We start from the raw sequence: 25135 nt of genomic DNA, 5'->3' as shown, positions 1-25135 counted from the left end.
GAAACGCCCGGTCCCATTCCGAACCCGGAAGCTAAGACCCACAGCGCCGATGGTACTGCACCCGGGAGGGTGTGGGAGAGTAGGTCACCGCCGGAACAACTATTAATGGTCGAGGCCCCAACCACACGGTTGGGGCCTCCCACATTTAACCCGAAAAACCCGCAGGTGCTGCCAGCGGCGTCCGGCGGGCGGAGTTTATGCCGGCGGCCTGGTTACAGCGGGCAGCGGCTGCCGCAGGGCTGTCCCGTTGTGAACATGGCCACGATACCCGGTCCCAGGGCGCGCACTGTCCGGGGGGATTTGGTGGCTCCACTAGAATTGATGAAGATGTACGGACTTCGAAGCGCTTGATTTCGGGTTGCGTAGGAAACGAAACGAGCGGCTGCAGTTGCGCCAGTGGTCGGCTCACAACAGGAGGAATCCACATGGCCGAGCATAACGGTGGCAACCGAGGCAACGACCGGGGCGCGTTCCGCGGCAACAACAACTCCGGCGGTGAGCCCCGCGGATTCCGGTCCCGGTCCGACCGCGATGGCAACAACTTCTCCCGCGGCGGCTCTGCCGGCGGTGGCGAGCGGAAGCCGTTCGGTGACCGTGACCGCAAGCCCTTTGGAGACCGCCCCCGTCGCGATGGCGAAGGTGACCGTCGCGGTTTTGGCGGCGGTGCCGGCGGTGGCGAGCGGAAGCCGTTCGGTGACCGTGACCGCAAGCCCTTTGGAGACCGTCCGCGCCGCGATGGCGAGGGCGACCGTCGCCAGTACAACGACCGCGACCGCAAGCCCTTTGGAGACCGTCCGCGCCGCGATGGCGAGGGCGACCGTCGCCAGATCAACGACCGCGACCGCAAGCCGTTTGGTGACCGTCCGCGCCGCGACGGTGAGGGCGACCGCCGAGGTTTTGGCGGCGGTGCCGGCGGTGGCGAGCGGAAGCCGTTCGGTGATCGCGACCGCAAGCCGTTTGGCGACCGTCCCCGTCGCGATGGCGAGGGTGATCGCCGTGGTTTTGCTGGCGGTGATCGTGACCGTAAGCCGTTTGGGGACCGTCCGCGCCGCGACGGTGAAGGCGAGCGTCGCCAGTTCGGTGACCGTGACCGCAAGCCGTTTGGTGACCGTCCGCGCCGCGACGGCGAAGGTGACCGCCGTGGTTTTGGTGGCGGCGATAACCGCAAGCCGTTCGGAGGCCGGCAGGACCGGGCTCCCCGCGGCTTCGACCGCGGTGACTCCCGCGCCGAGTCCGGCCGTGGGGCCGGCCCCCGCAGCTTTGGCCGCGATCGCCAGGAAGACCGTCCTGTCCGCGTGCCCAACGCCGCCGACCTCCGCAGCGCCAACCGCCCGGACCGGGAACGCTCACCCGAAATCGATGAAGACGTCACGGGTAAAGAACTGGACCGCGCCACCCAGCACCAGATCAAGACCCTCGAAGCCAAGAGCTCGGAATGGGTGGCCCGCCACCTGGTGATGGCCGGCCGCCTCATCGATGACGAGCCGGAGCTTGCCTTCCAGCACGCCCTGGCAGCCAGCCGCCGCGGCGGCCGGCTCGCCGCTGTCCGGGAAGCCGTTGGCCTGACAGCCTACGCCGCCGGGCACTACGGTGAGGCGCTCCGCGAGTTCCGCACCTTCCGCCGTATCAGTGGTTCAAACGTCCACCTCCCCATCATGGCGGACTGCGAGCGTGGCCTGGGACGCCCCGACCGTGCCCTGGATGTGGCGCGCTCTGAGGAAGCCCAGGACCTGGATGCCCCCGGCAAGGTGGAACTGGCAATCGTCGCCGCCGGTGCGCGCACCGACCTGGGCCAGCTTGACGCGGCAGTAGCCGAACTTGAAATCCCGCAGCTGGACATGAACCGCGCGTTCTCCTACAGCCCGCGCCTCTTCCGCGCCTACGCCGATGCGCTGGCTGCGGTGGGACGCGAAGACGAGTCGCAGAAGTGGAGCCGTCAGGCCGTCGTGGCAGAAAATGCCCTGGGCGTGGGCGCTGACGAAGAACCCGAAATCATCGACCTCGGCTGGGACGAGGAAGAGGAAGCCCGGGAAGAGGCAGAACGCCGGCGGATGCTGGACCGCGCCTCCAAGGGCGCTGGGCCCGAAACGCCCGCAGCAGGTTCCACGGAGGCAGCTTCCGGGAGCGCCCGCGCAGCCGAGGCGAAGTCCTCACAGGACAGCAGCATCGACGACCAGGATGCCGACTACTTCGTTTCCGACGACGCAGAATCGGACCAGGACTCGGTGGAACACGACGAGCTCCACTCCGTGCCCGCGGACGACGCCGATGCGGACGATGCCGGTGCTGACGATGCCAGCGCAGACGACACCGCTGCCCAAGACAACGCAGGCATTGAGCACGACGAAGACCGCCGGGAAGACTGAACACAGATGAGCGATGTTTCCCTGGTTTCCCGCTTCGACGCACTCCTCGCCGACCTGGACGGCGTGGTCTACGCCGGGCCCCATGCCATTCCCGGAGCTGTTGAGTCGCTGAAGCAGCTTTCCGGGCTGGGCATTGGCCTGGGCTATGTCACCAACAACGCCTCCCGGTCACCGGCGGAAGTGGCCGCGCATCTCCGTGAGCTGGGTGCGCCGGCAGAGGACAACCAGGTGGTCAGTTCATCCCAGGCGGCGGCCGAGCTGCTCGCCTCGATGCTGGCTCCGGGGTCAAGGATCCTCATCACCGGCAGTCCGGCCCTCGCCCGCGAAATTGAGCTGGTGGGCCTGGTCCCGGTGGCTGGCCAGGATGAGGACCCGGTCGCCGTGGTCCAGGGTTTCAGCCCCGCCATTGGCTGGAAGGACCTGGCGGAAGCCACCTATGTGGTGAACGCCGGTGCCCTCTGGGTGGCCACTAACACGGACATGTCCATTCCCCAGGAGCGCGGCATCGCTCCTGGAAACGGCACCCTGGTGGCGGCGGTCGCTGCGGCCACCGGGCAGCAGCCGAAAGTCGCGGGTAAGCCGGAAGCGCCGCTTTTCCATTCGGCCGCCAAGCGGCTTGGCGCCGGGCGCCCCCTGGTGGTGGGCGACCGGCTGGACACGGACATCCTGGGCGGCAATAACGCCGGCTTCGCCACCGTGGCCGTCCTGACCGGCGTCGACACGCGCGAGACCATCCTGGCGGCCCGCGCAGCGGAACGTCCCGCGTACATCATCGAAAACCTTAAGGACCTGCACCGGCCATACCCGGAGATAACGCACGACGACGGCACTTACACGTGCGGGCAGTCGACTGCGCGCGTGGCCAACGGAGCAGTGGGAATCATTGGCAGCCAGGACGACCTCAACTCGTGGCGCGCGGCGTGTGCCGCCTGGTGGGCCGGGACGCCTGACGCGTCAACCCCGCAGGCGCCCAAGCTGGTGTGGCTGGATCACTAGACTGGTTCTATGACCGAGCTGACCGAACCGGACCATCCGACAGACCAGCCGGCACCGGAGTGGCCCCAGGCCCCCGGGCAGGACATCAGGGATCCGCAGGTGGCACAGGCCACCGCCAGGCTTCTCGACCTGCCCGGCCTTCCGGCAGCGGAGCACGAAGCCGTTTACAACGTGCTGCACGATGAACTGCTGGCCGCCCTCAACAGCGAACCCGCAGACAGCGGTCCCACAGGCAGCGAAAAGACCGGCGGGGCCGCCTGATGCCGGTACGCCTCGACCAGGCATTGGTGGCCCGCGGACTGGCCAGGTCCCGGACGCACGCAGCCTCGCTGATTGCCGAAGGCAAGGTCCGTTCCGGCGGCCAGGTCCTTGCCAAGTCCTCCCTGCAGGTTGACGACAGCCGGGACCTGGCCGTCGAACATGATGACCAGGACACCTACGCCAGCCGTGCCGGGCACAAGCTGGCCGGCGCCCTGGACGCATTCCCGGACGTTTCGGCCCAAGGCAAAAGGTGCCTCGACGCCGGTGCCTCCACCGGCGGCTTCACGGACGTCCTGCTGAGGCGCGGGGCCGCACACGTGGTGGCGGTCGACGTCGGGCACGGCCAGCTGGTGCCGCACCTCCGGGACGACCCCCGCGTGGAGGTCCACGAGGGCATGAACGTCCGGTACATGGCACCTGCGGACATCGGCGGCCCGGCCGCCCTGACCGTCGCCGACCTGTCCTTCATCTCCCTCACCCTCGTGGTTCAGCCGCTGGCTGACTGCACGGAGCCCGGCGGCGACCTGGTGCTGATGGTCAAGCCGCAATTCGAGATCGGCAAGGACCGCCTGGGCCGCACCGGCGTGGTGACGTCGGAGCGCGAGCGGCGGATGGCCGTGGAAAAGGTGGCCAGGGCAGCGCTCGACGCCGGCCTGGACCTGTGTGGCCTTGCGGTCAGTCCGCTGCCCGGACAGGACGGAAACGTCGAATACTTCCTGTGGATAAAACGCAGGATCACCCAAGACTTGCCTAAGATCGAAGAGCGTGAGGCAGCAGCTGCTGCTTTGCTCGGACAAATCTGGCCGAACCACTAGAGAGCGGAACCTGATGAGCAGGCGTGTACTGGTCCTTGCCCACACCGGCCGCGAGGAGTCACTGAAAGCCGCATGGGAGGCCTGCGCCCTGCTGCATGCTTCAGGCATGGTCCCCGTGATGCAGGAGTCCGAACTGGGCGACATGGAACGGTTCTTCGGGCACCTCGCCCAGCCGGTGGAGGTGCTCCACGACCACGTCCAGCTGCCCGATGTGGAACTGGTCATGGTCCTTGGCGGCGATGGAACCATCCTCCGGGCCGCTGAGCTGGTCCGCGAGGTGGACGTGCCGCTGCTGGGCGTGAACCTGGGCCATGTGGGCTTCCTGGCTGAAAGCGAGCGGGCGGACCTTGCCCAGACCGTGGAGTGGATTGCCAGCCGCGAGTACACCGTTGAAGAGCGGATGACCATCGATGTCCAGGTCTGGGTCCGCGGCCAGAAGATTTGGCACACCTGGGCTTTAAACGAGGCCGCCATCGAGAAAGCCAACAGGGAACGGATGCTCGAGGTGGTGACCGAGGTGGACGAGCGCCCGCTGACGTCTTTCGGCTCCGACGGCATCGTGCTGGCCACCCCCACGGGCTCCACGGCCTACGCGTTCTCCGCCGGGGGTCCCGTGGTGTGGCCGGAGGTGGAGGCGCTGGTGATCGTGCCCATCAGCGCACATGCGCTCTTCGCCAAGCCCCTTGTCGTATCGCCCCGGTCCAGGCTCGCTGTTGAGGTGCTGGGACGCACCGACGCCCAGGGGGTCCTGTGGTGCGATGGCCGGCGCTCGGTGGACCTGCCGCCCGGCGCCCGCGTGGAAGTGACCAAATCGGCCACCCCGGTCCGGCTGGCCCGCACCCACCAGACCCCCTTCTCGGCCCGCCTGGTCCGCAAGTTCGAGCTGCCCATCCATGGCTGGCGCGGTCCGGTGCCCAAGTCCGATGCCGTGCACACCGGCCCCATTCCCATTGTGCGGACGCCACGGCCCATGCCGCCGCTGCCGGTACCGCATGCGGAGAACCCGGGCAGCGATCCCGATCCGTCGACTGCGAAGTGAAGCCATGCTTGAAGAACTGAGAATCCGCGACCTGGGCGTCATCACCGACGCAACGCTTCCGCTCGGCCCTGGACTGAGCGTAGTGACCGGCGAAACCGGTGCGGGCAAGACCATGGTGGTCACCGCCGTCGGACTGCTCCTGGGAGCGCGTTCCGATGCCGGCGCCGTCCGGAGCGGCGCAAAAAGTGCCACCGCGGAAGCGGTGCTCAAGCTCGACGCCGGACATCCGGCCATCGCCCGTGCGCTTGATGCCGGTGCCGAAGCCGAGGAGTTCGACGGCGGCGCCGAGCTCATCCTGGCCCGCCGCCTGGGTGCGGACGGCCGCAGCCGTGCGTTCCTCGGTGGGCGGGCTGCGCCGGTGGGCGTCCTGGCCGAGATCGGCGAATCGCTGGTGGTGGTGCACGGCCAGTCGGACCAGATCAGGCTCAAGAGCGCCACGGCCCAGCGGGAAGCCCTGGACAAGTTCGCCGGGGACTGCATGGCCGGACCGCTGTCCGCGTACCAGGAGCTGTACAGCAGGTGGAAGGCCAGCCAGGCGGAACTGGACAGCCTGCGGAGCGCCGCTCGGGACAGGCTCCGCGAAGCCGAATCCCTGGAGGCGGCCCTCGCTGAAATCGACGAGGTGGATCCGCAGCCGGGGGAGGACGAGCTCCTGAAGGCCGAGGCCGTCAAGCTCGCCAACGTCGAGGAACTGCGGATTGCCGCCAGCACGGCACACCAGGCCCTCATCGCCGAGGACTTCGGCGAGACCGGTGACGCCACCACCCTGGTGGATTCCGCCAAACGCACCCTGGAGCATGTGGCCGAGCACGACGCCGAACTCGGTTCCGCCGCGGCGCGGCTGGCGGAAGTGGGCTTCCTGCTCAACGACATCGCCACCGAACTGGCCAGCTACCAGGCCGGCCTGGACTCGGAGGGCCCGGAACGGCTCGCCGACATTGAGGACCGGCGGGCAGCCCTGGCCAAGCTGGTCCGCAAATACGCCCCCACCATCGACGAAGTGCTGGAGTGGGCCGAAAAGGCCCGCGTCCGGTACGACGAGCTGCAGGACGACTCCTCCCGCATCGAAGCCCTCGACGCGGAGGTGGTCCGCGCCGAAGCAGAACTGACCAGACAGTCGGCAGCCATCAGCAAGATCCGGGCCAAGGCCGCCAAGGACCTCTCTGCCCGGGTCAGTGCCGAACTGAAGGCCCTGGCCATGGCCGACGCCACCCTGGTGATCAATCTTGAACCCTCCGGGCAGCTGGGCCCCCACGGCGCGGACGAGATCACCTTCCTGCTGCAGCCGCACTCCGGAGCCCCGGCCCGGCCCCTGGGCAAAGGCGCGTCCGGTGGTGAACTGTCCCGGGTGATGCTTGCCATCGAGGTGGTGCTCGCCGCCGTCGACCCCGTCCCCACGTTTGTGTTCGACGAGGTCGACGCCGGTGTGGGCGGACGCGCCGCCGTCGAGATCGGCCGCCGGCTGGCCATGCTGGCACGCCACGTCCAGGTGCTGGTGGTCACGCACCTTCCCCAGGTGGCCGCCTTTGCCGACCAGCACATCACCGTGACCAAAACGTCCGTCAGGGGAGCCGACGGCGGCACCGCCACCGGCTTCACCTCCAGTGACGTCCGCCTCCTCGACGGGCCGGAACGGGTGCGTGAACTCGCCCGCATGCTGGCCGGGCAGGAAGACTCCGAGTCCGCACAGGCCCACGCCCAGGAACTGCTGGACGACGCCAAACTCCTGCCACAGCGGGCCTGACGCGGCAAAAAGCGGGGGGAGAGGGCCGGTTGGCCTTCGATTAGCCGGATGGACGCCCCTTGATTCAGCGGCCCCATCCCAGCAGACTGGAACGCTTGGGTGCAGGTTCGGCCCGATCCGTGGAAGGCTCAATTGATGATAGGCTCGAATTCCGTGGTGCAGCGATCAAATTCCCGTGTAAATTCCCGGTTCCCGGGCTCCTCCAAGATGACCAAGCACATCTTCGTCACCGGCGGTGTGGCGTCCTCACTCGGTAAAGGACTGACGGCCTCCAGCCTCGGTCACCTGCTCCGGGCACGCGGCCTGTCCGTCACGATGCAGAAGCTCGATCCCTACCTGAATGTGGATCCGGGCACGATGAACCCCTTCCAGCACGGTGAGGTCTTCGTCACTGACGATGGCGCCGAAACGGACCTGGACATCGGGCACTACGAGCGCTTCCTCGATGAGAACCTTGAAGGTTCCGCGAACGTGACCACCGGCCAGGTGTACTCCACCGTGATCGCCAAGGAACGGCGTGGCGAATACCTCGGCGACACCGTCCAGGTCATCCCGCACATCACGGACGAGATCAAGCGCCGCATGCGGCTGCCTGCTGAAGGCAAGAACGCCCCCGACGTCATCATCACCGAAATCGGCGGCACCGTTGGCGACATCGAGTCCCAGCCGTTCCTCGAATCGGCCCGCCAGGTCCGCCAGGACGTGGGACGCGGCAACGTCTTCTTCGTGCACGTGTCACTGGTCCCCTACATCGGACCGTCGCAGGAACTGAAGACCAAGCCCACCCAGCACTCGGTGGCGGCCCTGCGCTCCATCGGTATCCAGCCCGAAGCCATCGTCATCCGCTCCGACCGCGAGATCCCCGAAGCCATGCGCGCCAAGATCGGCCGCATGTGCGACGTCGACCTCGAAGCCGTCATCGGCTGCCCGGACGCGCCCAGCATCTACGACATCCCCAAGACCCTGCACGCCCAGGGCCTGGACTCCTACATCGTCCGTGCCCTGGACCTGCCGTTCAAGGACGTGGACTGGACCAGCTGGGACCGCCTCCTGGAGGCCGTCCACAACCCCAAGCACCAGGTCGAAATCGCCCTGGTGGGCAAGTACATCGACCTTCCGGACGCCTACCTCTCGGTGACTGAAGCCCTGCGTGCCGGCGGCTTCGCCAATGAGGCCAAGGTCAAGATCCGTTGGGTCCCTTCGGACGAGTGCGAGACCCGTGAGGGTGCCATCAAGGCGCTCGACGGCGTGGACGCCATCTGCGTGCCGGGCGGTTTCGGTATCCGTGGCCTCGAAGGCAAGCTGGGCGCCCTCAAGTTCGCCCGCGAGACCAAGCTGCCTGTGCTGGGCCTGTGCCTTGGCCTGCAGTGCATGGTCATCGAGTACGCCCGCAACGTGGTGGGCATGAAAGGTGCTTCCTCCAGCGAGTTCGAGCCGGATTCCAAGTACCCGGTCATCGCCACCATGGAGGAGCAGCTGGAGTTCGTGGAAGGCCGTGGCGACCTGGGCGGCACCATGCGCCTTGGCCTCTACGAAGCCAAGCTGGACGAGGGCTCGGTCATCGCCGGTACCTACGGCAAGACCACGGTCAGCGAACGGCACCGGCACCGCTACGAGGTCAACAACAAGTACCGCCAGCAGATTGCCGAGAAGGGCCTGGTCTTCTCCGGCACCTCCCCGGACGGCAAGCTCGTCGAATTCGTTGAGCTGCCGGCCGACGTCCACCCGTACTACGTGGCGACGCAGGCGCACCCCGAACTGAGTTCGCGGCCCACCCGCCCGCACCCGCTGTTCACCGGACTCGTCAAGGCGGCCCTGGATCACCAGAACGCGAACCACCAGGGTGCCGCCGACACGGACGCTGCCGCGGCAGGGGAGCCTGCAGCATCGGGTAGCGTTACCGCTAAGTAGTCAATAGAACAAAAAGGACGGCGCGATGCCTGGTACACCTGAAGCCACCCCTGCAAAACAGGTTTCGGATGCACCAAGCCCGCGCCGTCTTTTGTCTACGGAGAAGGTCTACCAAGGCCGGATCTGGGACGTCGTCAGTGACACCTTCCAGCTCTCCGAGTCCGGGGACGCCCTGACCCGTGACTACATCGACCACCCGGGTGCTGTCGCCGTCCTGCCCATGAACGGCGAAGGCCAGATCCTGCTGCTGAAGCAGTACCGGCACCCCGTGGGCATGGACCTTTGGGAAGTCCCCGCGGGCTTGCTGGACGTCGAAGGCGAAGACTTCGTGGTGGGGGCGGCGCGGGAACTCGCTGAGGAAGCGGACCTGGCGGCCGGGACATGGAACGTCCTGGCCGATGTCTTCAATTCCCCCGGATCCTCGAGCGAAGCCATCCGGATCTATCTGGCCCGCGACCTCACCGAGGTGCCGCACCACGAGCGCCACGAGCGGACGGACGAGGAAGCGGAGATCGAGTTCCACTGGATCAGCCTGGACGATGCCGTGGCCTCCGTCCTGGCAGGCCGCCTGCACAACCCGTCCGCCGTCGTCGGGATCCTTGCCGCTGCTGCGGCCCGGGCCGGCAACTATGAAGGGCTTCGTCCCGCCGACGCCCCCTGGCCCGCACACCCCAGCCAGCGCTGATGGTTCCGGGTCCCTCGGCTGAAGCGGCTCCGGAGGTCGAACAGGCTCCGAACCCCGGCGCTGCAAACGGTGCCGCCTTGGCCGGTGCTGCCCCGCCCGGAATACCGGCCGCGATCGAAGGCGGAATCACCGATTACCTCCAGCATGTTGGCGTGGAGCGGGGGCTTGCCGTGAACACGCTGGCAGCCTACCGGCGGGACCTCGCCCGCTACGCCCGCTACCTCGCCGCCGCAGGCTGCACACGTCCAGGCGACATCACCCGGCACCACGTCACCGGCTACGTCCGCGCCCTTTCGGACGGTTCCGACGGCGGGTCCACCCTGGGGGTGCGGTCCGCGGCCAGGACGGTGGTGGCGGTGCGGGGACTGCACAAGTTCTGGGCGCTGGAAGGCTACACGCCCGCTGATCCGGCCAGCGAAGTGCACCCGCCGATGGCCGGCAAGCGGCTCCCCAAAGCCATCAGCGTTGACGAGGTGACCCGCATCCTCGAAGCGGCGGGAACTGACACCGCCACGGGACTGCGGGACCGCGCCCTGCTCGAATTCCTCTATTCCACCGGCGCCAGGATCAGCGAAGCGGTGGGCCTGGACGTTGACGACATCTCCCTGGCCGCGCCGGAATCCGGGCCCGCCATTGTCCGCCTGTTCGGCAAGGGGTCCAAGGAACGGCTGGTGCCGCTGGGCTCCTACGGGGCCCGGGCACTGGATGCCTACCTGGTCCGCGGGCGCCCGCTGCTGGCCGCCAAGGGAAAGGGCACGCCCGCGCTGTTCCTTAATGCCCGCGGCGGGCGGATCAGCCGCCAGAGTGCCTGGACCATCCTGAAGGCGGCGGCGGAGAAGGCCAACATCACCCGCGATGTTTCGCCGCACACGCTTCGGCATTCATTCGCCACCCACCTGCTCGAAGGCGGCGCCGACGTCCGTGTGGTGCAGGAGCTGCTTGGCCATGCGTCGGTGACCACCACCCAGGTGTACACACTGGTCACTGCGGATACACTCCGCGAGATCTACGCCGCGGCACACCCGCGGGCACTGGGCTAGGATCCGCGGGCGGGCGGGGGATCATTCCATCACGCTGAGCGTCAGTTCCAGTCCGCTGAGGACCAGGGCCAGGAGGGTAGTGCCGAGCCCGGCCACCAGGAGCAGGCCCGGGTGGGCGAGGCCAATGACCACCCTCCGGAGTTCCGGGGAACGTCGCAGGAACCTTGCCGGGACGCGCGAATTCCCAGGCGCCTGGTGCCAGCCGCGGAGGCGGGCAAGGAACCAGGCGCAACGCACGATCAGGGCCATCCACAGCACAGACACAACCAACGGCACGGCGGCCACGAGGAGATTCAGGCCGAGCGAGGTGACTGCCCGCTCCGATTCACCTGCAAGCGCCTGGACCGTGGTTGAAACCGAGGCGCTGGCCACCACCGGGATGCCCCAGACCAGGAAAGCGGCCGTCAACGCCAGGGTGTGCCAGCACGGACTCTCCCGCGGGCCGCAGGTATGTGCGTGGAGTGGCATGCAGGACGGCCACCGTGCAGCCCAGGGTGGGCAGTGCGGCCATCCCCACGCACGCGTACCAGGCCCAGCCGGCCAGGTCCAGGTATTCGTCGGCGAGGATCAGCAACGCCCACGCTCCGGTCCACAGCCATCCGGCATACAGCGGACTCCTTACCAGCCAGCCAGGCAACCGGACGGTGCTGCGTCCCGGAGGCCGGACTCCCGGAGCGGGCGTGGACTGTTCCCCGCCTTCCGTGTTCATGGGGCTCACTGTAGCAACGGGCACCGGAGCGCGGCACCGCACCGCTGTACGGGGCCGGCGTCACGTTAAGCTGGAGCAATGACCGCAGCCGCTGTGACCCTATGCTTCCTTCTCCGTGACGGGGAAGACGGGGCCGAAGTCCTCCTGGGACTCAAGCAAACCGGGTTCGGCAAAGGCAAGATCGTAGGCATCGGCGGCCACGTTGAGCCGGGGGAGTCCGACGCGGAGGCCGTGGTCCGGGAAGTCCTGGAAGAAACCGGGGTGGTGCTCCGGATCGAGGACCTTGCCGACGCCGGTGCCGTGCACTTTGTCTTCCCGGCACGGCCGGACTGGGACATGAAGACCACGCTGTTCACCGCCCGTACCTGGGAGGGCGAACCGGAACCCAGCGACGAGATCCTGCCCGAGTGGTTCCCGGTGGACACCCTCCCTGTGGACCGCATGTGGCAGGACGCGGACCACTGGCTGCCCGTGGTGCTGGAGGGCCGCAGGGTGAACGTAGTGGTCACCATGCACACTGACAACGAGACCGTCGCGTCATCCCGCAGCCTCCTGGGCTGACGCGGCAAACTCCAGGTTGTTAAAAGCCGACGGCGGGCCAGGCACCGCAGTGCTCGCCCGCCGTCGGACGTTCCAGCCAAACGCTAGGCCAGGTGCCGTTCCTCCACCCCGTTGTACTCGCTCAGCGGGCGGATCAGCGAGTTGGCGTCCAACTGCTCCATGATGTGCGCGGTCCAGCCGGTGATCCGGCTGGCCACGAACAGGGGAGTGAACGTGGGGGTGTCGAAGCCCATCAGGTGGTAGGTGGGCCCCGCCGGGTAGTCCAGGTTCGGCTTGATGGCCTTGGCTTCGTCCATCGCCGTTTCCAGGCCGTTGTACAGTCCCAGCAGTTCGGGGCGGCCGTAGTGGGCAATCATTTTGTCCAGGGCGGCCTTCATGGTGGGAACCCGGGAATCGCCGTGCTTGTACACACGGTGGCCGAACCCCATGACCTTCTTCTTCTGCGCCAGGGCATCCTCCATCCAGGCCTTCGCCCGCGCCGCAGCTTCCTCGAGGGACTCCTCCTGCCGGATGCCGATCTCGTCGAAGGTATGCATTACGGCTTCGTTCGCCCCGCCGTGCAGCGGACCCTTCAGGGCCCCGATGGCTCCGGTTACCGCTGAGTGCAGGTCCGAGAGCGTCGAGGTGATGACGCGCGCGGTGAACGTGGACGCGTTGAAGGAGTGCTCGGCGTAGAGGATCATCGAGACGTTGAAGGCATCCACCACCTCGGGCACCTGTTCCTCGCCGAAGGCCATCCACAGGAAGTTCGCCGAATAGCCCAGGTCATCGCGCGGCTCCACGAGCTCCTGGCCGTGGCGGCGGCGCTGGTCGTAGGCCACCACTGCGGGCATGGCGGCGAACAAGTCCACCGCTTTGCCCATGTTGGCCTCCCGCGACGAGTCCTCCGCCTGCGGGTGCCTGGCGCCCATCACCGAGGCCGCGGTCCGGCAGACATCCATCGGGTGCGAGGTCACCGGCAAGGCGTCGATGACCTGCTTGACCACAGGGTCGAGGGCGCGGCCGGCGCGCTCCCGCGCGGTGAACTCCGCGAGCTGCTCTTTTGTGGGCAGTTCGCCGTTCCACAGCAGGTAGGCCACTTCCTCGAAGCTGCAGCGGGCGGCCAGCTCCTGGACCGGGTAGCCGCGGTAGAGCAGCGAGTTGGTGTCCGGGTTGACCTTCGAAACCGCGGTGTAATCCACCACGACGCCGGCGAGGCCCTTTTTGATCTCATTTTCAGCCATGCTGAAACTCCTTTGTTCCTAACGCCTGTTGACCGGCCGGGGCCGGCAGTCCGGTGGGGGTGTCAGACTCCGGGGATCCGGAAGTTGAACACCCCGGTGTCAAAGTGGTTGTAGGCCTCATAGTCAACGAGGTCGTAGAGCCGGGCACGGGTCAGCATGTTTGGAACCTGTGCCTCCTGGGTGCCGTCGGATTTGATCGATTCCAGAGTACGCTCAGCAGCGCCCATGGCACTACGGAGCAGCGTTACCGGGTAGATGACCATGTTGACGCCCACGCCCGCCAGTTCATCCACGGTGAAGAGCGCGCTCTTGCCGAACTCGGTCATGTTGGCCAGGATCGGCACGTCCACCGCGTCCCGGATGGCCTTGAACTCGCTCAGGTCCTTCATGGCCTCGGGGAAGATTGCATCCGCGCCGGCTTCAACCAGGGCCTTGGCTCGCTGCTGCGCCGCCTCCAGTCCATCGGTGGCCCGGATGTCGGTACGGGCCATGATGAGGAAGTTCGGATCGCGCCGAGCGTCGGCCGCGGCCCGGATCCGCTTGGTGGCAGTATCCAGGTCCACCACGTTCTTGCCGTCCAGGTGGCCGCAGCGCTTGGGGTTGAACTGGTCCTCGATGTGGCATCCGGCCAGGCCGGCGTTCTCCAGTTCCTGCACGGTGCGGGCCACGTTCATCGGTTCACCGAACCCGGTGTCGGCGTCGACGATCGAGGGCAGGTCCGTCATACGGGCAATCTGGCCCGCACGGGTGGCCACCTCTGTCAGCGTGGTCAGGCCGATGTCCGGCAGGCCCAGGTCGTTGGCCAGGACGGCGCCGGAAATGTACACCCCGGCGAAGCCCTTCTCCTCGATCAGGCGGGCGGAGAGCGGGTTGAAGGCGCCGGGGAACTGCTGGATGGTCCCGGAGGCCAGCAGTTCCCGGAACCGGATCCGCTTCTGTTCCGGGGTTGTCTTTGAGTACAGCATCAGAAGAGTCCCTTCGGTGCCGCCGCGAGGTCGATCACGCCGGGGGCGGCGGTGATGTTCAGCTGGTCCAGCTCGCCGGCGGCGAGTTCGGGGAGGCGTTCGACGGCGGCGAGGAACCTTTCGATTTCCGCCTCTTCCACCAGGCCGGCGGCCAGCGTGCGGAACTTGTTCACGTACTGTTCCCGGGCGAACGGCCGGGCGCCCAGCGGGTGCGCGTCGGCCACGGCGATCTGGTCCGTGATGACGGTGCCGTCCTTGAGCGTGATCTCCACGGAACCGCCGAAGGCCTTCTCGGCGATGTCCAGGGAGTGGTAGCGGCGGGTCCATTCCGCGTCTTCCACCGTGGTGACCTTGTGCCACAGCTCCACGGTGTCCGGACGCGCGGCGCGCTCCGGGGCGTAGGAGTCCACGTGGTGCCAGGCGCCGTCCTGCAGCGCCACCGTGAAGATGTAGGGGATGGAGTGGTCCAGGGTCTCGCGGCTGGCGGTGGGGCTGTACTTCTGCGGATCGTTCGCGCCGGAGCCGATCACGTAGTGCGTGTGGTGGCTGGTCTTGATCAGCACGGACTCGACGTTGGCCGGGTCGGTGACCTCCGGGTGCTCACCGTGGAGCTTGCGGGCCAGGTCGATCCAGGCCTGCGCCTGGTACTCGGCGGAGTGCTCCTTGGTGTAGGTGTCCAGGATGGCACGCTTGGCTTCGCCCGGAGTGGGGAGCGGGACCATGTAGGACGCGTCCGGACCGTCGAGCATCCAGGCGATGACGCCGTCCTCGCCCTCGTAGATCGGCACGGGTGAGGTCTGGCCCCGCATGGCCCGGTCCGCGGACTCGACGGCCATCTTGCCGGCAAACGCCGGGGCGTGCGCCTTCCAGGTGGAGATCTCGCCCTTGCGGGACTGCCGGGTTGCGGTGGTGGTGTGCAGCGCCTGGCCCACCGACTGGAAGATCGTCTCGACGTCGAGGCCCAGCAGGGTGCCGATGCCGGCGGCGGCGGAGGGGCCGAGGTGGGCGACGTGGTCGATCTTGTGCTTGTGCAGGCAGATGGCCTTGACCAGGTTGACCTGGATTTCGTAGCCGGTGGCGATGCCGCGGATGAGGTCGTGCCCGCTGGACCCAACGTGCTGGGCCACGGCGAGGATCGGGGGAATGTTGTCACCGGGGTGGGAGTAGTCGGCGGCGAGGAAGGTGTCGTGGTAGTCGAGTTCCCGTACGGCCACGCCGTTGGCCCAGGCAGCCCATTCCGGTGCAACCCGTTCCTCGATGCCGAAGACCTTGGAGCCCTTGCCTCCGGTGCTGGGACCATGGGTGAGCGCCTGGGCCCGGGCAGCGACGATCGGGGCGCGGTTCAGGGAAGCAATGGCCACCGAGGCGTTGTCGATGACGCGGTTGATGACCATGTCGGTGACTTCGTCGGAGACGGCGACGGGATCGGCCGCGACCTGGGCGATCTTGTAGGCGAGCTGGTCCTCGCGGGGCAGGTTCTCTTCGCTCTTGTAGACGCGGACGTGGTGTTCCTTAACCATGGTGCTCCTTCGGGTGGGATGCGTGGGTTGCTTTGACGTGGGAGAGGCTTCGGTGCAGGTGGACGATCGTCGCCGCCTCGGCGAGCTTCGGGTTGCCGGCCGCGATGGCCTCCGCGATGGCGGCGTGTTCGGCCGCTGCGGCGGTGAGGCGGCGGGCGTCGTCCGCTGCAAGCCGGCGGATCCGGACCAGGTGCACGCGCAGGCTTCGCATGGCCTGGGCCAGGTAGGAGTTGGAGATGGCGGCGTCGATGGCTGCGTCGAGCCGGCCCACCAGTTCGTAATAGTCATGCAGGGCGGGGTCCCCGCCGCTGATCAGCGCGGGGGCATTGAGCAGTTCGTGCTGCAGCTGCTCGAACGTGGCAGCGTCCCCTCGCCGGGCAGCCAGGGCGGCGGCCTTGCCCTCAAGGGTTTCGCGCAGTTCGAACAGTTCGTCGATGTCCTCGAGGGAGATGTCGGTGACCACGACGCCGCGGCCGCCTGCCGCCGTCAGCCCTTCTGCCGTCAGGCGGCCCAGTGCTTCACGGAGCGGTGTGCGGGACACGCCAAGGCGCTCGGACTGTTCCACCTCGGCCAGGACAGTACCGGGAGCGAGGCGCCATTCGATGATGTCGTCCCGCAGGGCCGCGTAGGCCTTGTCGCTGGCGCGCATGCTGCTCTCCTTCCTCGGTGACAGCATCAGTGTATACACAAGAGGCGCCGGATTGCAGCAAAAGGGGATAATATTCGGATTCCATCCAAGTTCTGTATACATAACCCTTGTGGCGGGCGCACTCTGCCCGCTACCATGAGCTGCATCACAACGTCGTGGACGGGATACCCCTCATGGTCACCAAAAGCTACCGGGACAGCTACCAGCGCAGCCTCGAACAGCCTGAAGATTTTTGGCTGGAGGCAGCGCAGAAGATTTCCTGGACCTCTCCGCCGGGCCGGGCCCTGGACTCCAGCCGGGCACCGCTTTACAGCTGGTTCCCCGACGGCGCCCTGAACACCTGCTACAACGCGCTGGACCGGCACGTCGCCGAGGGCCGCGGAGGGCAGGACGCCCTGATCCATGACTCCGCGATGCTGGGTACACAGCAGCGCTACACCTACGCGGAACTGACGGACCTCGTGGCCCGCTTTGCCGGCGTGCTGCGGCGCCACGGCGTCGGCAAGGGCGACCGCGTGGTGATCTACATGCCCATGATCCCGGAAGCCGCCATCGCCATGCTGGCCACTGCCCGGCTGGGCGCGGTCCACTCGGTGGTCTTTGGCGGCTTCGCGCCCAAGGAGCTCGCCGCGCGCATCCGCGATGCCGCTCCCGCCGCCGTGGTCACGGCCTCCGGCGGGATCGAACCGGCCAGGCGCATCGAATACCTGCCTGCCGTCGCGGAGGCCCTCGGGCTGGCCGGCACGGCCGGCATTCCCGTGGTGGTCAAAGCGCGCGACGGCTTCGCATCGGCGGCCGGGGACCATGCTGGATGGCTGGACTGGGATTCGGCCATGGCTTCGGCCGAAGCCGTGGCCCCTGTCGCCGTGCAGGCCACGGACCCGCTGTATATCCTCTACACCTCCGGAACAACGGGCGCGCCCAAGGGTGTGGTGCGGGACAACGGAGGGCACGCCGTCGCCCTGCGCTGGACCCTGGAAAACATTTACGGCATCGGCCCCGGCGACGTGATGTGGACGGCGTCCGACGTTGGCTGGGTGGTGGGGCACTCCTACATCGTTTATGGTCCGTTGCTGGCCGGAGCCACCACCGTGATGTACGAGGGCAAACCGGTGGGCACTCCTGACGCCGGGGCGTTCTGGCGCGTGGTCCAGGACCACAAGGTCAACGTGCTGTTCACCGCTCCCACGGCGCTGCGGGCCATCCGCAAGGCCGATCCGGAGGCATCGCTGCTGGGGAACTACGACGTCTCCAGCCTGCGGACGCTGTTCGCCGCCGGCGAGCGGCTGGACACGGACACGTTCCACTGGGCATCCAGGGTTTTAGGCGTGCCCGTGGTGGACCACTGGTGGCAGACCGAGACAGGTTGGGCCATTTGCGCCAATCCGCGTGGACTGGAGCCATTGCCCATCAAGGCCGGCTCCCCGAGCGTTCCGATGCCCGGGTTCCGGCTGCGGATCCTCGACGGCGCGGGCGGGGAAGTGGAGCCCGGCACCGAAGGCAACATCGTCCTGGAGCTGCCGTTGCCGCCGGGCACCCTCACCACCCTGTGGAGAAACGATGAACGCTTCATCTCGTCCTACCTGCAGGCCTTCGAGGGCTGCTACGCCACGGGCGATTCCGGCTACCGCGACGAGGACGGGTACCTGTTCGTCATGGGCCGCACCGACGACATCATCAATGTTGCCGGACACCGGCTGTCCACCGGCGCCATGGAACAGGTGATCGGCCAGCATCCGGCGGTTGCCGAGTGTGCCGTGATCGGCCTCGCCGACCCCCTCAAGGGCCAGCGCCCCAGCGGCTACGTGGTGCTCAAATCCGGCGTCGACATCCCCGAAGACGTCCTGGCCAAGGACCTGGTGGCCCTGGTCCGGCGGGACATTGGTGCGGTTGCGGACTTCAAGCATGTGACGGTGGTGGACGCGCTGCCCAAGACCCGGTCCGGGAAAATCCTCCGCAAGACCATGCGCCAGATCGCAGACGGCGAGGAGTACACCGTACCCTCAACCATCGAGGATCCCGGGGTCATCGACCAGTTGATCGGCACCCTCCGGGTGGGCGGGGCAGAAGCCCGCTGACGGTCAGGGCGGGGCGTCCAACCTTCGCACGTGGACCCCCGCATGTTTAGCCTCGGCGCGTCAGCGCGCGTTCCAGCGGTACTCGTTCTCCGGCCTTCCCGGGGTGCCGTAGCGCGCGGTCCGGGAAACGGTGCCCGCGTCGGCAAGGTATTCCAGGTAGCGCCGCGCGGTTACCCGGGACATACCCAGGGCATCCATGACCTCGGTGGCGGACACTGCTTCGGGCTGGCCGCGCAGGAACTCCTGGACCGAGCCGAGGGTCGAGGTGGACAGGCCTTTGGGAAGGGGAAGTTCGGACGGCGCACGGAGGCTCGCAAAAGCCTGGTCCACCTCGCTTTGCGAGGCACCCCCCTTGCCGGGACCGCCGTTGGAACCCGCCAGCTGCTGCCGGAACTGGCGGTAGTTTTCCAGCTTGTCCGAGAAGGTGGCGAACGTGAAGGGCTTGATCAGGTACTGGACCACGCCGATGGCGACGGCGCTGCGGACGATTGCCAGCTCGCGCACGGCGGTGATGGCGATGATGTCCGCGAGGATCCCGGCGGAGCGCATCCGCCGGGCGATGTCCAGGCCGTGCAGGTCGGGCAGGTTCATATCCAGCAGGACAAGTTCCACCGGCTCTCCCGCCGCCACGAATTCATTGAGGAGCCGCAGGGCGGACTGGCCATCGGGTGCAGTCCCCGCGAGCTCAAACCCTTCCAGCCGCCCCACGTACGCGGCATGGGCTGCGGAAGCGATGGCCTCGTCTTCGACGACGAGGACCCGGATGTTGCTCACTGTCTGTGCTCCTTATCCGCGGAGACCGGCGCAGGCAGGAATACTTCGAACTTGGCGCCGCGCCGGCCATTAATGGCCAGCGTACCGCCCAAACGCTGCACGGCCTGCCGGACCAGCGCCAGTCCAATGCCCCGGCCCCCCATCCCGGCGGGCTTGGTGCTGAACCCGTGCCGGAAGATCTTTTCCGAGTCCGCGGGGTCGATGGCCGCCCCGGAATCGTTGACGGCGATGTCCAGTCCTTCCTCGTCCGCCTCCAGCGTCAGCACCACCCGCCGCGGGGGAGGGGCGTCGGCAGCAGCATCAATCGCGTTGTCCAGCAGGTTGCCCAGGATCGTCACCAGGTCCTGGACGGCCACCCCGGGTGCGGCGCCCGAGCCGAGGGTGGAAACATCCAGCTGGACGCCGCGCTCGTGGGCCTCGGCCACCTTGCCCATGACCAGGGCTCCCACCACCGGTTCATCAATCGAGCTCACCATGTCGTCCGTCAGCTGCTGGCTCAGGGCCAGGTCCTGGGTGGCGAAATCGAGGGCTTCGCCCGTCCGGCCAAGCTCCAGGAGCGAGACCATGGTGTGGAGCCGGTTGGCGTGTTCGTGGGTCTGGGCCCGCAGGGCGTCCGAAAGAGTCCGCATGGTCTGCAGTTCGTTGCCCAGTGCCTCGATTTCCGTCCGGTCCCGGAGCGTGGCCACTGTTCCGTACACGGGGACCTTCCCGCGCGCCCCGGGGGACTCGGGGCCCCTGGCCGGGCCCTGGTTGACCACCAGCACGCGGGAACCGGTCAGCACCATCTCGTCCTTGGTGGTGCGCCCCGAATCGAACAGGCTGCGCAGCTCGCTGTCCAGGGGGAGGTCTGCCAGGGATGGGGGCCGCGTGGGATCGTTGCTGCCCGTTTCGGCCAGGCCCAGCAGTTCGGCAGCCTGGTCGTTGTACATCACCACGCGCTTCTTGGCATCGATGAGGATCAGCCCTTCGCGCACCGAGTGCAGCACTGATTCGTAGTACGTGAACAACTGCGCCAGCTGTTCGGGCCCCCAGCCGCGCGTCACCCGCCGCAGATACCTGCCCAGCAGCCACGACGCCAGGGATCCGCCCACCAGCAGGGCGATGCCGACGGCCAGCAGGACCGGCAGGCGGCCGGTGAAGGCCACGTCGACGCTGCGGACGGTGACACCCGCCGCCACCAGCGCCTTCACGGTCCCTTGGGCGTCCTTGACCGGAACGATGGTCCGGACCGAGGGGCCCAGGGTGCCGGCGGTGACTTCGGTGAAGGCCCGGCCCTGCAATGCAACGTCGATGGAGCCGATGTACGGGCGGCCCAGTTCCTCGTCCCGCGGGTGCGTCCAGCGGGTCCGGTCAGGAGCCATGATGGTGATGAAGTCGATGTGGGCGGCGCTGGTGACGTCCTTGGCGTAAGGCTGCAGCAGAGCGGACGGGTCCGGCGTGGCGGCGGCCTGGAGCACCAGGGGATTGGCGGCGATGGAGGCAGCCACTCCTTCCATGCGGCGCCCCGCCTCGTCATACGTACGGTCCCGGGCGTCCACGTAGGCCGCAGTCCCCACAATGGCAATGAAGGATACGACGATCAGCAGGTTCGCCAGGAAGAGCCGGCGGGCGATACTCCAGCGGTGGATCATGCCTGCCTCCTTCAGAACCCCGGGGGGTGCCGCGACCAATATGAACGCAACGGTGAGCTGGATCACGGGGTGCCCAATGATGGATATCACATTGCACGGACGTGTTGAGCCCAGAGACTGCGCCGCAGCGTCTATCAGAATATCCACAAGGAGACACATCATGGCTTCTCAACGAGGAGAGTCGCTCGAGACCGCGACGCCGCGGCGCAAGGGACTGGACAAGTCCCACTACCTTTACATTGCCGTTATCGCCGCCGTCGTCCTCGGCGCGGTGGTCGGCCTGCTCTTCCCGGAGGTGGGCAAGTCCCTCAAGCCCCTGGGAGACGGGTTCGTCAAGCTCATCAAGATGATGATTGCCCCGGTCATCTTCTGCACGATTGTCCTGGGCATCGGATCCATTGCCAAGGCAGCCACCGTCGGCAAGGTGGGCGGCCTCGCACTGGGCTACTTCATCATCATGTCCACCTTCGCGCTGGCAATCGGCCTCGTGGTGGGCAACCTGATCCACCCCGGCGAAGGCCTGAAGCTGACGCCCTACGACCCCAACAAGAAGGCCGCCACTGACAGCACCGTGGACTTCCTGATGGGCATCATCCCGGGTGACATCCCCGTCCTGCCCACCCTGCTGGCCGCCATCCTGGTGGGCTTCGCCCTGCAGAAGATGGGCACGCAGGGGACCCCCATCCTCAAGGCCATCGGCCACGCCCAGGGCCTCGTCTTCCGCATCCTCATCATGATCATGTGGCTCGCTCCGGTTGGTGCCTTCGGTGCCATCGCCGCCGTCGTCGGCGCAACCGGCGTCCAGGCCATCGTGAGCATGTTCACCCTGATGATCGCCTTCTACATCACCTGCGCACTGTTCATCGTGGTCATCCTGGGCGGCCTCCTCCAGGTCGTTGCCGGCGTGAACATCTTCAAGCTGATGAAGTACCTGGCCCGCGAGTACCTCATCATCTTCTCCACCTCCTCCTCCGAAGCGGCGCTGCCCCGCCTGATCGCCAAGATGGAACACCTCGGCGTCTCCAAGCCCGTCGTGGGCGTCACCGTTCCCACGGGCTACTCCTTCAACCTGGACGGAACCGCCATCTACCTGACCATGGCGTCCCTCTTCGTTGCCAACGCCATGGGAACCCCGCTGGACCTCGGCGCCCAGATCTCCCTGCTGGTCTTCATGATCATCGCCTCCAAGGGTGCCGCCGGCGTCACCGGCGCCGGCCTGGCGACCCTCGCAGCAGGCCTGCAGGCACACCGTCCCGAGCTGCTGGGCGGCGTGGGCATGATCGTGGGAATCGACCGCTTCATGTCCGAGGCCCGCGCCCTGACCAACTTCACCGGCAACGCCGTGGCCACGGTCCTGGTGGGCACCTGGGTCAAGGAGATCGACGGCGGCCAGGTTGCCCGCGTCCTCTCCGGCGAAGTCCCCTTCGACGAGCAGACCATGATCGCCGGCCACGGCGAGATGGCACCGAAGGAAGAAGGCGCCCGCGAGGCCGCCAAGGCCTAGCCTCTGTCCCATAAGAGACGTGAAACCGCCCCTGCAGCCCTGCTGCGGGGGCGGTTTTTCGTTGCCCTGCAGTGCAACCTTCGACCTCAGCTAGAGGGTCAAGGCTCAACATTCGCGGAAAGTCAAGTTCCGTCGAATACCGTGTCGGGCGCTGTAACCTAGGGAGCAGAACGAACGGCGCTGGTCAGCCAGCGGCAGGAAATCACCGTCATCGAAAGTGTGGACAGATACGTGAGCAGCGAACAGGGTTCAGCAACTCTGGAGGGCACGGAATTCGACCTGGAAAACGCGGTGATGGGCCCCACGGGTCGCCCATACCGCGAGTTCCCGGAACCCGCGCCGCTGTCCTCCCACGGTCCGGCCCGCGTCATCGCCATGGTCAACCAGAAGGGCGGCGTCGGGAAGACCACCTCCACCATTAACCTGGCCGCGGCACTCGCCGAATACGGCCGGCGTGTCCTGCTGGTGGACTTCGACCCCCAGGGTGCGCTGTCGGCGGGCCTGGGCGTCAACCCGCACGAACTCGACCTCACCGTGTACAACGTCCTGATGGACCGCAAGGTGGACATCCGCGACGCCATCCACCAGACCGGTGTCGAGAACGTCGACCTGCTGCCGGCCAACATCGACCTCTCTGCGGCGGAAGTGCAGCTAGTGAACGAGGTGGCGCGCGAACAGGTCCTGGACCGCGCGCTGAAGAAGGTCGAAGACGACTACGACGTCGTCCTCATCGACTGCCAGCCGTCCCTGGGCCTCCTGACCGTCAACGCCCTCACCGCGGCCCACGGCGTCATCATCCCGCTCATTTGCGAGTTCTTCGCGCTCCGCGCCGTGGCCCTCCTCGTTGAGACCATCGACAAGGTCCAGGACAGGCTGAACCCGCGGCTGCAGGTGGACGGCGTGCTGGCCACCATGTACGACGCACGCACGCTGCACAGCCGCGAAGTGATCACCCGGCTGGTGGAGGCGTTCGGTGACAAAGTCTTTGAAACCGTCATCAAGCGCTCCATCAAGTTCGCGGATGCCACCGTGGCTGCGGAGCCCATCACCAGCTACGCCGGAAACCATGTGGGTGCGGACGCCTACCGCCGGCTGGCCAAGGAGCTGATCTCCCGCGGCGGCGCACCCTAAGCACGCCGTGGCCGAGACCAAACCCGGCTTCGAGGTGCGGCTGGCCAACTTCACGGGTCCGTTCGACCTCCTCCTGGGACTGATCGCCAAGCATCAGCTGGACATCACCGAAGTTGCCATCGCCACGGTCACCGATGAGTTCATCAAGTACATCCGCAAGCTGCAGGAGCTCGGCGAAGAATGGGCCCTGGACGAGGCCAGCGAGTTCCTGGTGATTGCCGCCACCCTGCTTGACCTCAAGGCAGCACGGCTCCTCCCGGCCGGAGAAGTCGAGGATGACGAGGACATCGCCCTGCTGGAGGCGCGGGACCTCCTGTTTGCCCGGCTGCTCCAGTACAAGGCCTTCAAGCAGGTGGCAGGCATCATGGGTGAAACCCTGCACCAGGAAGGCCGCCGCTTTCCACGGCAGGTGGCGCTCGAGGAACATTTCGCAGCCATGCTCCCCGAGCTCGTCTGGAAACATACGCCCCGGCAGTTCGCTGCACTGGCAGAAGCCGCGCTCCGGCCCAAGGCGCCGGCGCAGCCACCACAGGTTGCCCTCGGCCACCTGCACGGCGGCAATGTCAGCGTCAAGGAGCAGGCCGAAGTGCTGGGCCTCAGGCTCCAGCAGGAGTCACCCCTGACGTTCCGTTCCCTGATTGCCGACGCCGAGTCCACCCTGGTGGTGGTGGCCCGGTTTCTGGCCCTGCTGGAGTTGTTCCGGGACCGGGCTGTCTCGTTCGACCAGCTCTCCCCGCTGGCGGACCTTGCCATCCACTGGACGGCCGACCGCCGGGACTGGTCGGCGGAAAACCTAAGCGAAGAATTCGAGGAGCAACTGTGAACCCGCAGGAGGATACGCAGCCGCAGCAGACGCAGTGGCAGGACGACGCCGGCCACGGCCCCGCCTTCGCCGACCTTCCCGGCGGCGCCAAGGCTGCCCTGGAAGCCGTCCTCATGGTTTTGGACGAACCGGCCACGGAGGAGGAGCTGGCGGCAGGGGTGGGGCTGACGGTGGACTCGGTCCGCTCGCTGCTGGCAGAACTGCAGCGCGATTATAACGGCTATACTGTTAAAGCCCCGGAGGTGGAGAGTGCCAGCAGCGCTGGTATCGGTTCCAGTCCCCGGGGTTTTGAATTGCGGAACATCGCCGGTGGCTGGCGCATCTACTCCCGCACGGAATTTGCCGACATTGTGGGCAAGTACGTGCTTGAGGGGCAGACTGCCAGGCTCACCCAGGCGGCGTTGGAAACACTGGCGGTCATCGCGTACCGCCAGCCCGTTTCCCGGGCGCGCGTGTCTGCAATTCGCGGGGTCAATGTTGACTCTGTCGTACGGACGCTGGCCCAGCGCGGGCTGATCGAGGACGCGGGAACAGATCCCGAGTCCGGCGCAATCCTCTACCGGACTACCTCGTATTTCCTCGAACGGATGGGAATCAGTTCAGTGGAGGACCTGCCCCAACTGTCGCCGCACCTTCCGGGGCTCGACGGGATCGCAGAGTTCTACGACGCCGGGACGATGTAGGCAGGACACCCCTGCCCGCAACAGTCC

Annotated in this window: 23 protein-coding genes and 1 rRNA gene; 16 read left to right on the top strand and 8 right to left on the bottom strand. The window is 67.1% G+C overall.

What is annotated here, in order from left to right; all coding sequences use genetic code 11:
• From rrf to xerD, 10 genes are all read left to right on the top strand, one after another.
• Window positions 1–96, top strand: a 5S ribosomal RNA gene (rrf, locus tag AB0280_RS20475); the annotation flags it as partial.
• A gap of 329 nt (window positions 97–425) precedes the next feature.
• The gene (locus tag AB0280_RS20470; RefSeq protein ID WP_307489789.1) at window positions 426–2366 is read left to right on the top strand and encodes a hypothetical protein; all 1941 of its coding nucleotides are present in this window, start codon (window positions 426–428) and stop codon (window positions 2364–2366) included.
• A 6-nt stretch (window positions 2367–2372) separates the two neighbouring features.
• Window positions 2373–3362: an HAD-IIA family hydrolase gene (locus AB0280_RS20465; protein WP_307489786.1), complete on the top strand. Its 990-nt coding sequence runs from the start codon at window positions 2373–2375 to the stop codon at window positions 3360–3362.
• Window positions 3363–3371: 9 nt separating this feature from the next.
• Entirely contained in the window at window positions 3372–3623 is a 252-nt protein-coding gene (locus AB0280_RS20460; protein ID WP_159632286.1) for a hypothetical protein, read from the top strand.
• On the top strand, window positions 3623–4438 hold the full coding sequence (locus AB0280_RS20455) for a TlyA family RNA methyltransferase (RefSeq protein WP_307489784.1): 816 nt from the start codon (window positions 3623–3625) through the stop codon (window positions 4436–4438). The genes AB0280_RS20460 and AB0280_RS20455 overlap by 1 nt, the downstream gene beginning before the upstream one ends.
• Window positions 4439–4451: 13 nt before the next feature.
• Window positions 4452–5477: an NAD kinase gene (locus AB0280_RS20450; protein ID WP_159632284.1), complete on the top strand. Its 1026-nt coding sequence runs from the start codon at window positions 4452–4454 to the stop codon at window positions 5475–5477.
• Window positions 5478–5481: 4 nt separating this feature from the next.
• Entirely contained in the window at window positions 5482–7221 is a 1740-nt protein-coding gene (gene recN / locus AB0280_RS20445; protein WP_307489780.1) for a DNA repair protein RecN, read from the top strand.
• Between the two features lie 135 nt (window positions 7222–7356).
• On the top strand, window positions 7357–9132 hold the full coding sequence (locus tag AB0280_RS20440) for a CTP synthase (RefSeq protein ID WP_307489778.1): 1776 nt from the start codon (window positions 7357–7359) through the stop codon (window positions 9130–9132).
• A 25-nt stretch (window positions 9133–9157) separates the two neighbouring features.
• Window positions 9158–9817: an NUDIX domain-containing protein gene (locus tag AB0280_RS20435; RefSeq protein WP_159632281.1), complete on the top strand. Its 660-nt coding sequence runs from the start codon at window positions 9158–9160 to the stop codon at window positions 9815–9817.
• A complete protein-coding gene (gene xerD / locus AB0280_RS20430; RefSeq protein ID WP_201302434.1) occupies window positions 9817–10857 on the top strand; it encodes a site-specific tyrosine recombinase XerD in 1041 nt (346 codons plus the stop codon). The genes AB0280_RS20435 and xerD overlap by 1 nt, the downstream gene beginning before the upstream one ends.
• A 21-nt stretch (window positions 10858–10878) precedes the next feature.
• Here the strand turns inward: xerD and AB0280_RS20425 are convergent, their stop codons facing one another.
• A complete protein-coding gene (locus AB0280_RS20425; RefSeq protein ID WP_307489773.1) occupies window positions 10879–11265 on the bottom strand; it encodes a hypothetical protein in 387 nt (128 codons plus the stop codon).
• Window positions 11183–11566 carry a hypothetical protein gene (locus AB0280_RS20420; RefSeq protein ID WP_307489771.1) on the bottom strand — a complete coding sequence of 128 codons (384 nt, stop codon included), beginning with the start codon at window positions 11564–11566 and terminating at the stop codon, window positions 11183–11185. The genes AB0280_RS20425 and AB0280_RS20420 overlap by 83 nt, the downstream gene beginning before the upstream one ends.
• 78 nt (window positions 11567–11644) lie before the next feature.
• Between AB0280_RS20420 and AB0280_RS20415 the strand changes: the two genes are divergently transcribed.
• Window positions 11645–12127: an 8-oxo-dGTP diphosphatase gene (locus AB0280_RS20415; protein WP_307489769.1), complete on the top strand. Its 483-nt coding sequence runs from the start codon at window positions 11645–11647 to the stop codon at window positions 12125–12127.
• A gap of 83 nt (window positions 12128–12210) precedes the next feature.
• Here AB0280_RS20415 and AB0280_RS20410 read toward each other — a convergent pair whose 3' ends face one another.
• From AB0280_RS20410 to AB0280_RS20395, 4 genes are all read right to left on the bottom strand, one after another.
• Window positions 12211–13350, bottom strand: coding sequence for a bifunctional 2-methylcitrate synthase/citrate synthase (locus AB0280_RS20410; protein WP_159632279.1), 1140 nt, complete (start codon window positions 13348–13350; stop codon window positions 12211–12213).
• Between the two features lie 62 nt (window positions 13351–13412).
• The gene (gene prpB, locus AB0280_RS20405; RefSeq protein ID WP_159632278.1) at window positions 13413–14315 is read right to left on the bottom strand and encodes a methylisocitrate lyase; all 903 of its coding nucleotides are present in this window, start codon (window positions 14313–14315) and stop codon (window positions 13413–13415) included.
• Window positions 14315–15835, bottom strand: a complete 1521-nt coding sequence (locus AB0280_RS20400; protein WP_224025649.1) for an MmgE/PrpD family protein — start codon at window positions 15833–15835, stop codon at window positions 14315–14317. The genes prpB and AB0280_RS20400 overlap by 1 nt, the downstream gene beginning before the upstream one ends.
• Window positions 15828–16484 (bottom strand): GntR family transcriptional regulator, encoded by a 657-nt coding sequence (locus AB0280_RS20395; RefSeq protein WP_307489764.1) that lies wholly within the window; start codon window positions 16482–16484, stop codon window positions 15828–15830. The genes AB0280_RS20400 and AB0280_RS20395 overlap by 8 nt, the downstream gene beginning before the upstream one ends.
• Before the next feature lie 173 nt (window positions 16485–16657).
• Here AB0280_RS20395 and AB0280_RS20390 point away from each other — a divergent pair, with 173 nt between their 5' ends.
• Window positions 16658–18562, top strand: a complete 1905-nt coding sequence (locus AB0280_RS20390) for a propionyl-CoA synthetase (RefSeq protein WP_307489762.1) — start codon at window positions 16658–16660, stop codon at window positions 18560–18562.
• A 60-nt stretch (window positions 18563–18622) separates the two neighbouring features.
• On the opposite strand, the gene AB0280_RS20385 is transcribed toward AB0280_RS20390, so the two are convergent.
• Window positions 18623–19336, bottom strand: coding sequence for a response regulator (locus AB0280_RS20385; RefSeq protein WP_159632274.1), 714 nt, complete (start codon window positions 19334–19336; stop codon window positions 18623–18625).
• The gene (locus AB0280_RS20380; protein ID WP_307489756.1) at window positions 19333–20967 is read right to left on the bottom strand and encodes a sensor histidine kinase; all 1635 of its coding nucleotides are present in this window, start codon (window positions 20965–20967) and stop codon (window positions 19333–19335) included. The genes AB0280_RS20385 and AB0280_RS20380 overlap by 4 nt, the downstream gene beginning before the upstream one ends.
• 160 nt (window positions 20968–21127) lie before the next feature.
• On the opposite strand from AB0280_RS20380, the gene AB0280_RS20375 reads away from it, so the two are divergent.
• The 4 genes from AB0280_RS20375 (at window position 21128) to scpB (ending at window position 25108) form a co-directional block, all read left to right on the top strand.
• Window positions 21128–22471, top strand: a complete 1344-nt coding sequence (locus AB0280_RS20375) for a cation:dicarboxylate symporter family transporter (protein WP_307489754.1) — start codon at window positions 21128–21130, stop codon at window positions 22469–22471.
• Between the two features lie 231 nt (window positions 22472–22702).
• On the top strand, window positions 22703–23602 hold the full coding sequence (locus AB0280_RS20370; protein WP_079597205.1) for a ParA family protein: 900 nt from the start codon (window positions 22703–22705) through the stop codon (window positions 23600–23602).
• 7 nt (window positions 23603–23609) lie between these two features.
• Window positions 23610–24425, top strand: a complete 816-nt coding sequence (locus AB0280_RS20365; RefSeq protein ID WP_159632271.1) for a segregation and condensation protein A — start codon at window positions 23610–23612, stop codon at window positions 24423–24425.
• The gene (scpB, locus tag AB0280_RS20360) at window positions 24422–25108 is read left to right on the top strand and encodes an SMC-Scp complex subunit ScpB (protein ID WP_307489748.1); all 687 of its coding nucleotides are present in this window, start codon (window positions 24422–24424) and stop codon (window positions 25106–25108) included. The genes AB0280_RS20365 and scpB overlap by 4 nt, the downstream gene beginning before the upstream one ends.
• Window positions 25109–25135 lie beyond the last annotated feature (27 nt).

The organism is Pseudarthrobacter sp. 902506025, assembly GCF_040702325.1.
GTDB lineage: Bacteria > Actinomycetota > Actinomycetes > Actinomycetales > Micrococcaceae > Arthrobacter.
The sequence above is the reverse complement of the archived record's forward strand: the minus strand, read 5'-3'. Positions and strand labels throughout refer to the sequence as shown.

What these genes read in the sequence shown, in the direction of transcription:
- AB0280_RS20470 (WP_307489789.1), top strand. Translation starts at nt 426, where the DNA reads ATGGCCGAGCATAACGGTGGCAACCGAGGCAACGACCGGGGCGCGTTC.
- AB0280_RS20465 (WP_307489786.1), top strand. Translation starts at nt 2,373, where the DNA reads ATGAGCGATGTTTCCCTGGTTTCCCGCTTCGACGCACTCCTCGCCGAC.
- AB0280_RS20460 (WP_159632286.1), top strand. Translation starts at nt 3,372, where the DNA reads ATGACCGAGCTGACCGAACCGGACCATCCGACAGACCAGCCGGCACCG.
- AB0280_RS20455 (WP_307489784.1), top strand. Translation starts at nt 3,623, where the DNA reads ATGCCGGTACGCCTCGACCAGGCATTGGTGGCCCGCGGACTGGCCAGG.
- AB0280_RS20450 (WP_159632284.1), top strand. Translation starts at nt 4,452, where the DNA reads ATGAGCAGGCGTGTACTGGTCCTTGCCCACACCGGCCGCGAGGAGTCA.
- recN (WP_307489780.1), top strand. Translation starts at nt 5,482, where the DNA reads ATGCTTGAAGAACTGAGAATCCGCGACCTGGGCGTCATCACCGACGCA.
- AB0280_RS20440 (WP_307489778.1), top strand. Translation starts at nt 7,357, where the DNA reads ATGATAGGCTCGAATTCCGTGGTGCAGCGATCAAATTCCCGTGTAAAT.
- AB0280_RS20435 (WP_159632281.1), top strand. Translation starts at nt 9,158, where the DNA reads ATGCCTGGTACACCTGAAGCCACCCCTGCAAAACAGGTTTCGGATGCA.
- xerD (WP_201302434.1), top strand. Translation starts at nt 9,817, where the DNA reads ATGGTTCCGGGTCCCTCGGCTGAAGCGGCTCCGGAGGTCGAACAGGCT.
- AB0280_RS20420 (WP_307489771.1), bottom strand. Translation starts at nt 11,566, where the DNA reads ATGAACACGGAAGGCGGGGAACAGTCCACGCCCGCTCCGGGAGTCCGG.
- AB0280_RS20415 (WP_307489769.1), top strand. Translation starts at nt 11,645, where the DNA reads ATGACCGCAGCCGCTGTGACCCTATGCTTCCTTCTCCGTGACGGGGAA.
- AB0280_RS20410 (WP_159632279.1), bottom strand. Translation starts at nt 13,350, where the DNA reads ATGGCTGAAAATGAGATCAAAAAGGGCCTCGCCGGCGTCGTGGTGGAT.
- prpB (WP_159632278.1), bottom strand. Translation starts at nt 14,315, where the DNA reads ATGCTGTACTCAAAGACAACCCCGGAACAGAAGCGGATCCGGTTCCGG.
- AB0280_RS20400 (WP_224025649.1), bottom strand. Translation starts at nt 15,835, where the DNA reads ATGGTTAAGGAACACCACGTCCGCGTCTACAAGAGCGAAGAGAACCTG.
- AB0280_RS20395 (WP_307489764.1), bottom strand. Translation starts at nt 16,484, where the DNA reads ATGCGCGCCAGCGACAAGGCCTACGCGGCCCTGCGGGACGACATCATC.
- AB0280_RS20390 (WP_307489762.1), top strand. Translation starts at nt 16,658, where the DNA reads ATGGTCACCAAAAGCTACCGGGACAGCTACCAGCGCAGCCTCGAACAG.
- AB0280_RS20380 (WP_307489756.1), bottom strand. Translation starts at nt 20,967, where the DNA reads ATGATCCACCGCTGGAGTATCGCCCGCCGGCTCTTCCTGGCGAACCTG.
- AB0280_RS20375 (WP_307489754.1), top strand. Translation starts at nt 21,128, where the DNA reads ATGGCTTCTCAACGAGGAGAGTCGCTCGAGACCGCGACGCCGCGGCGC.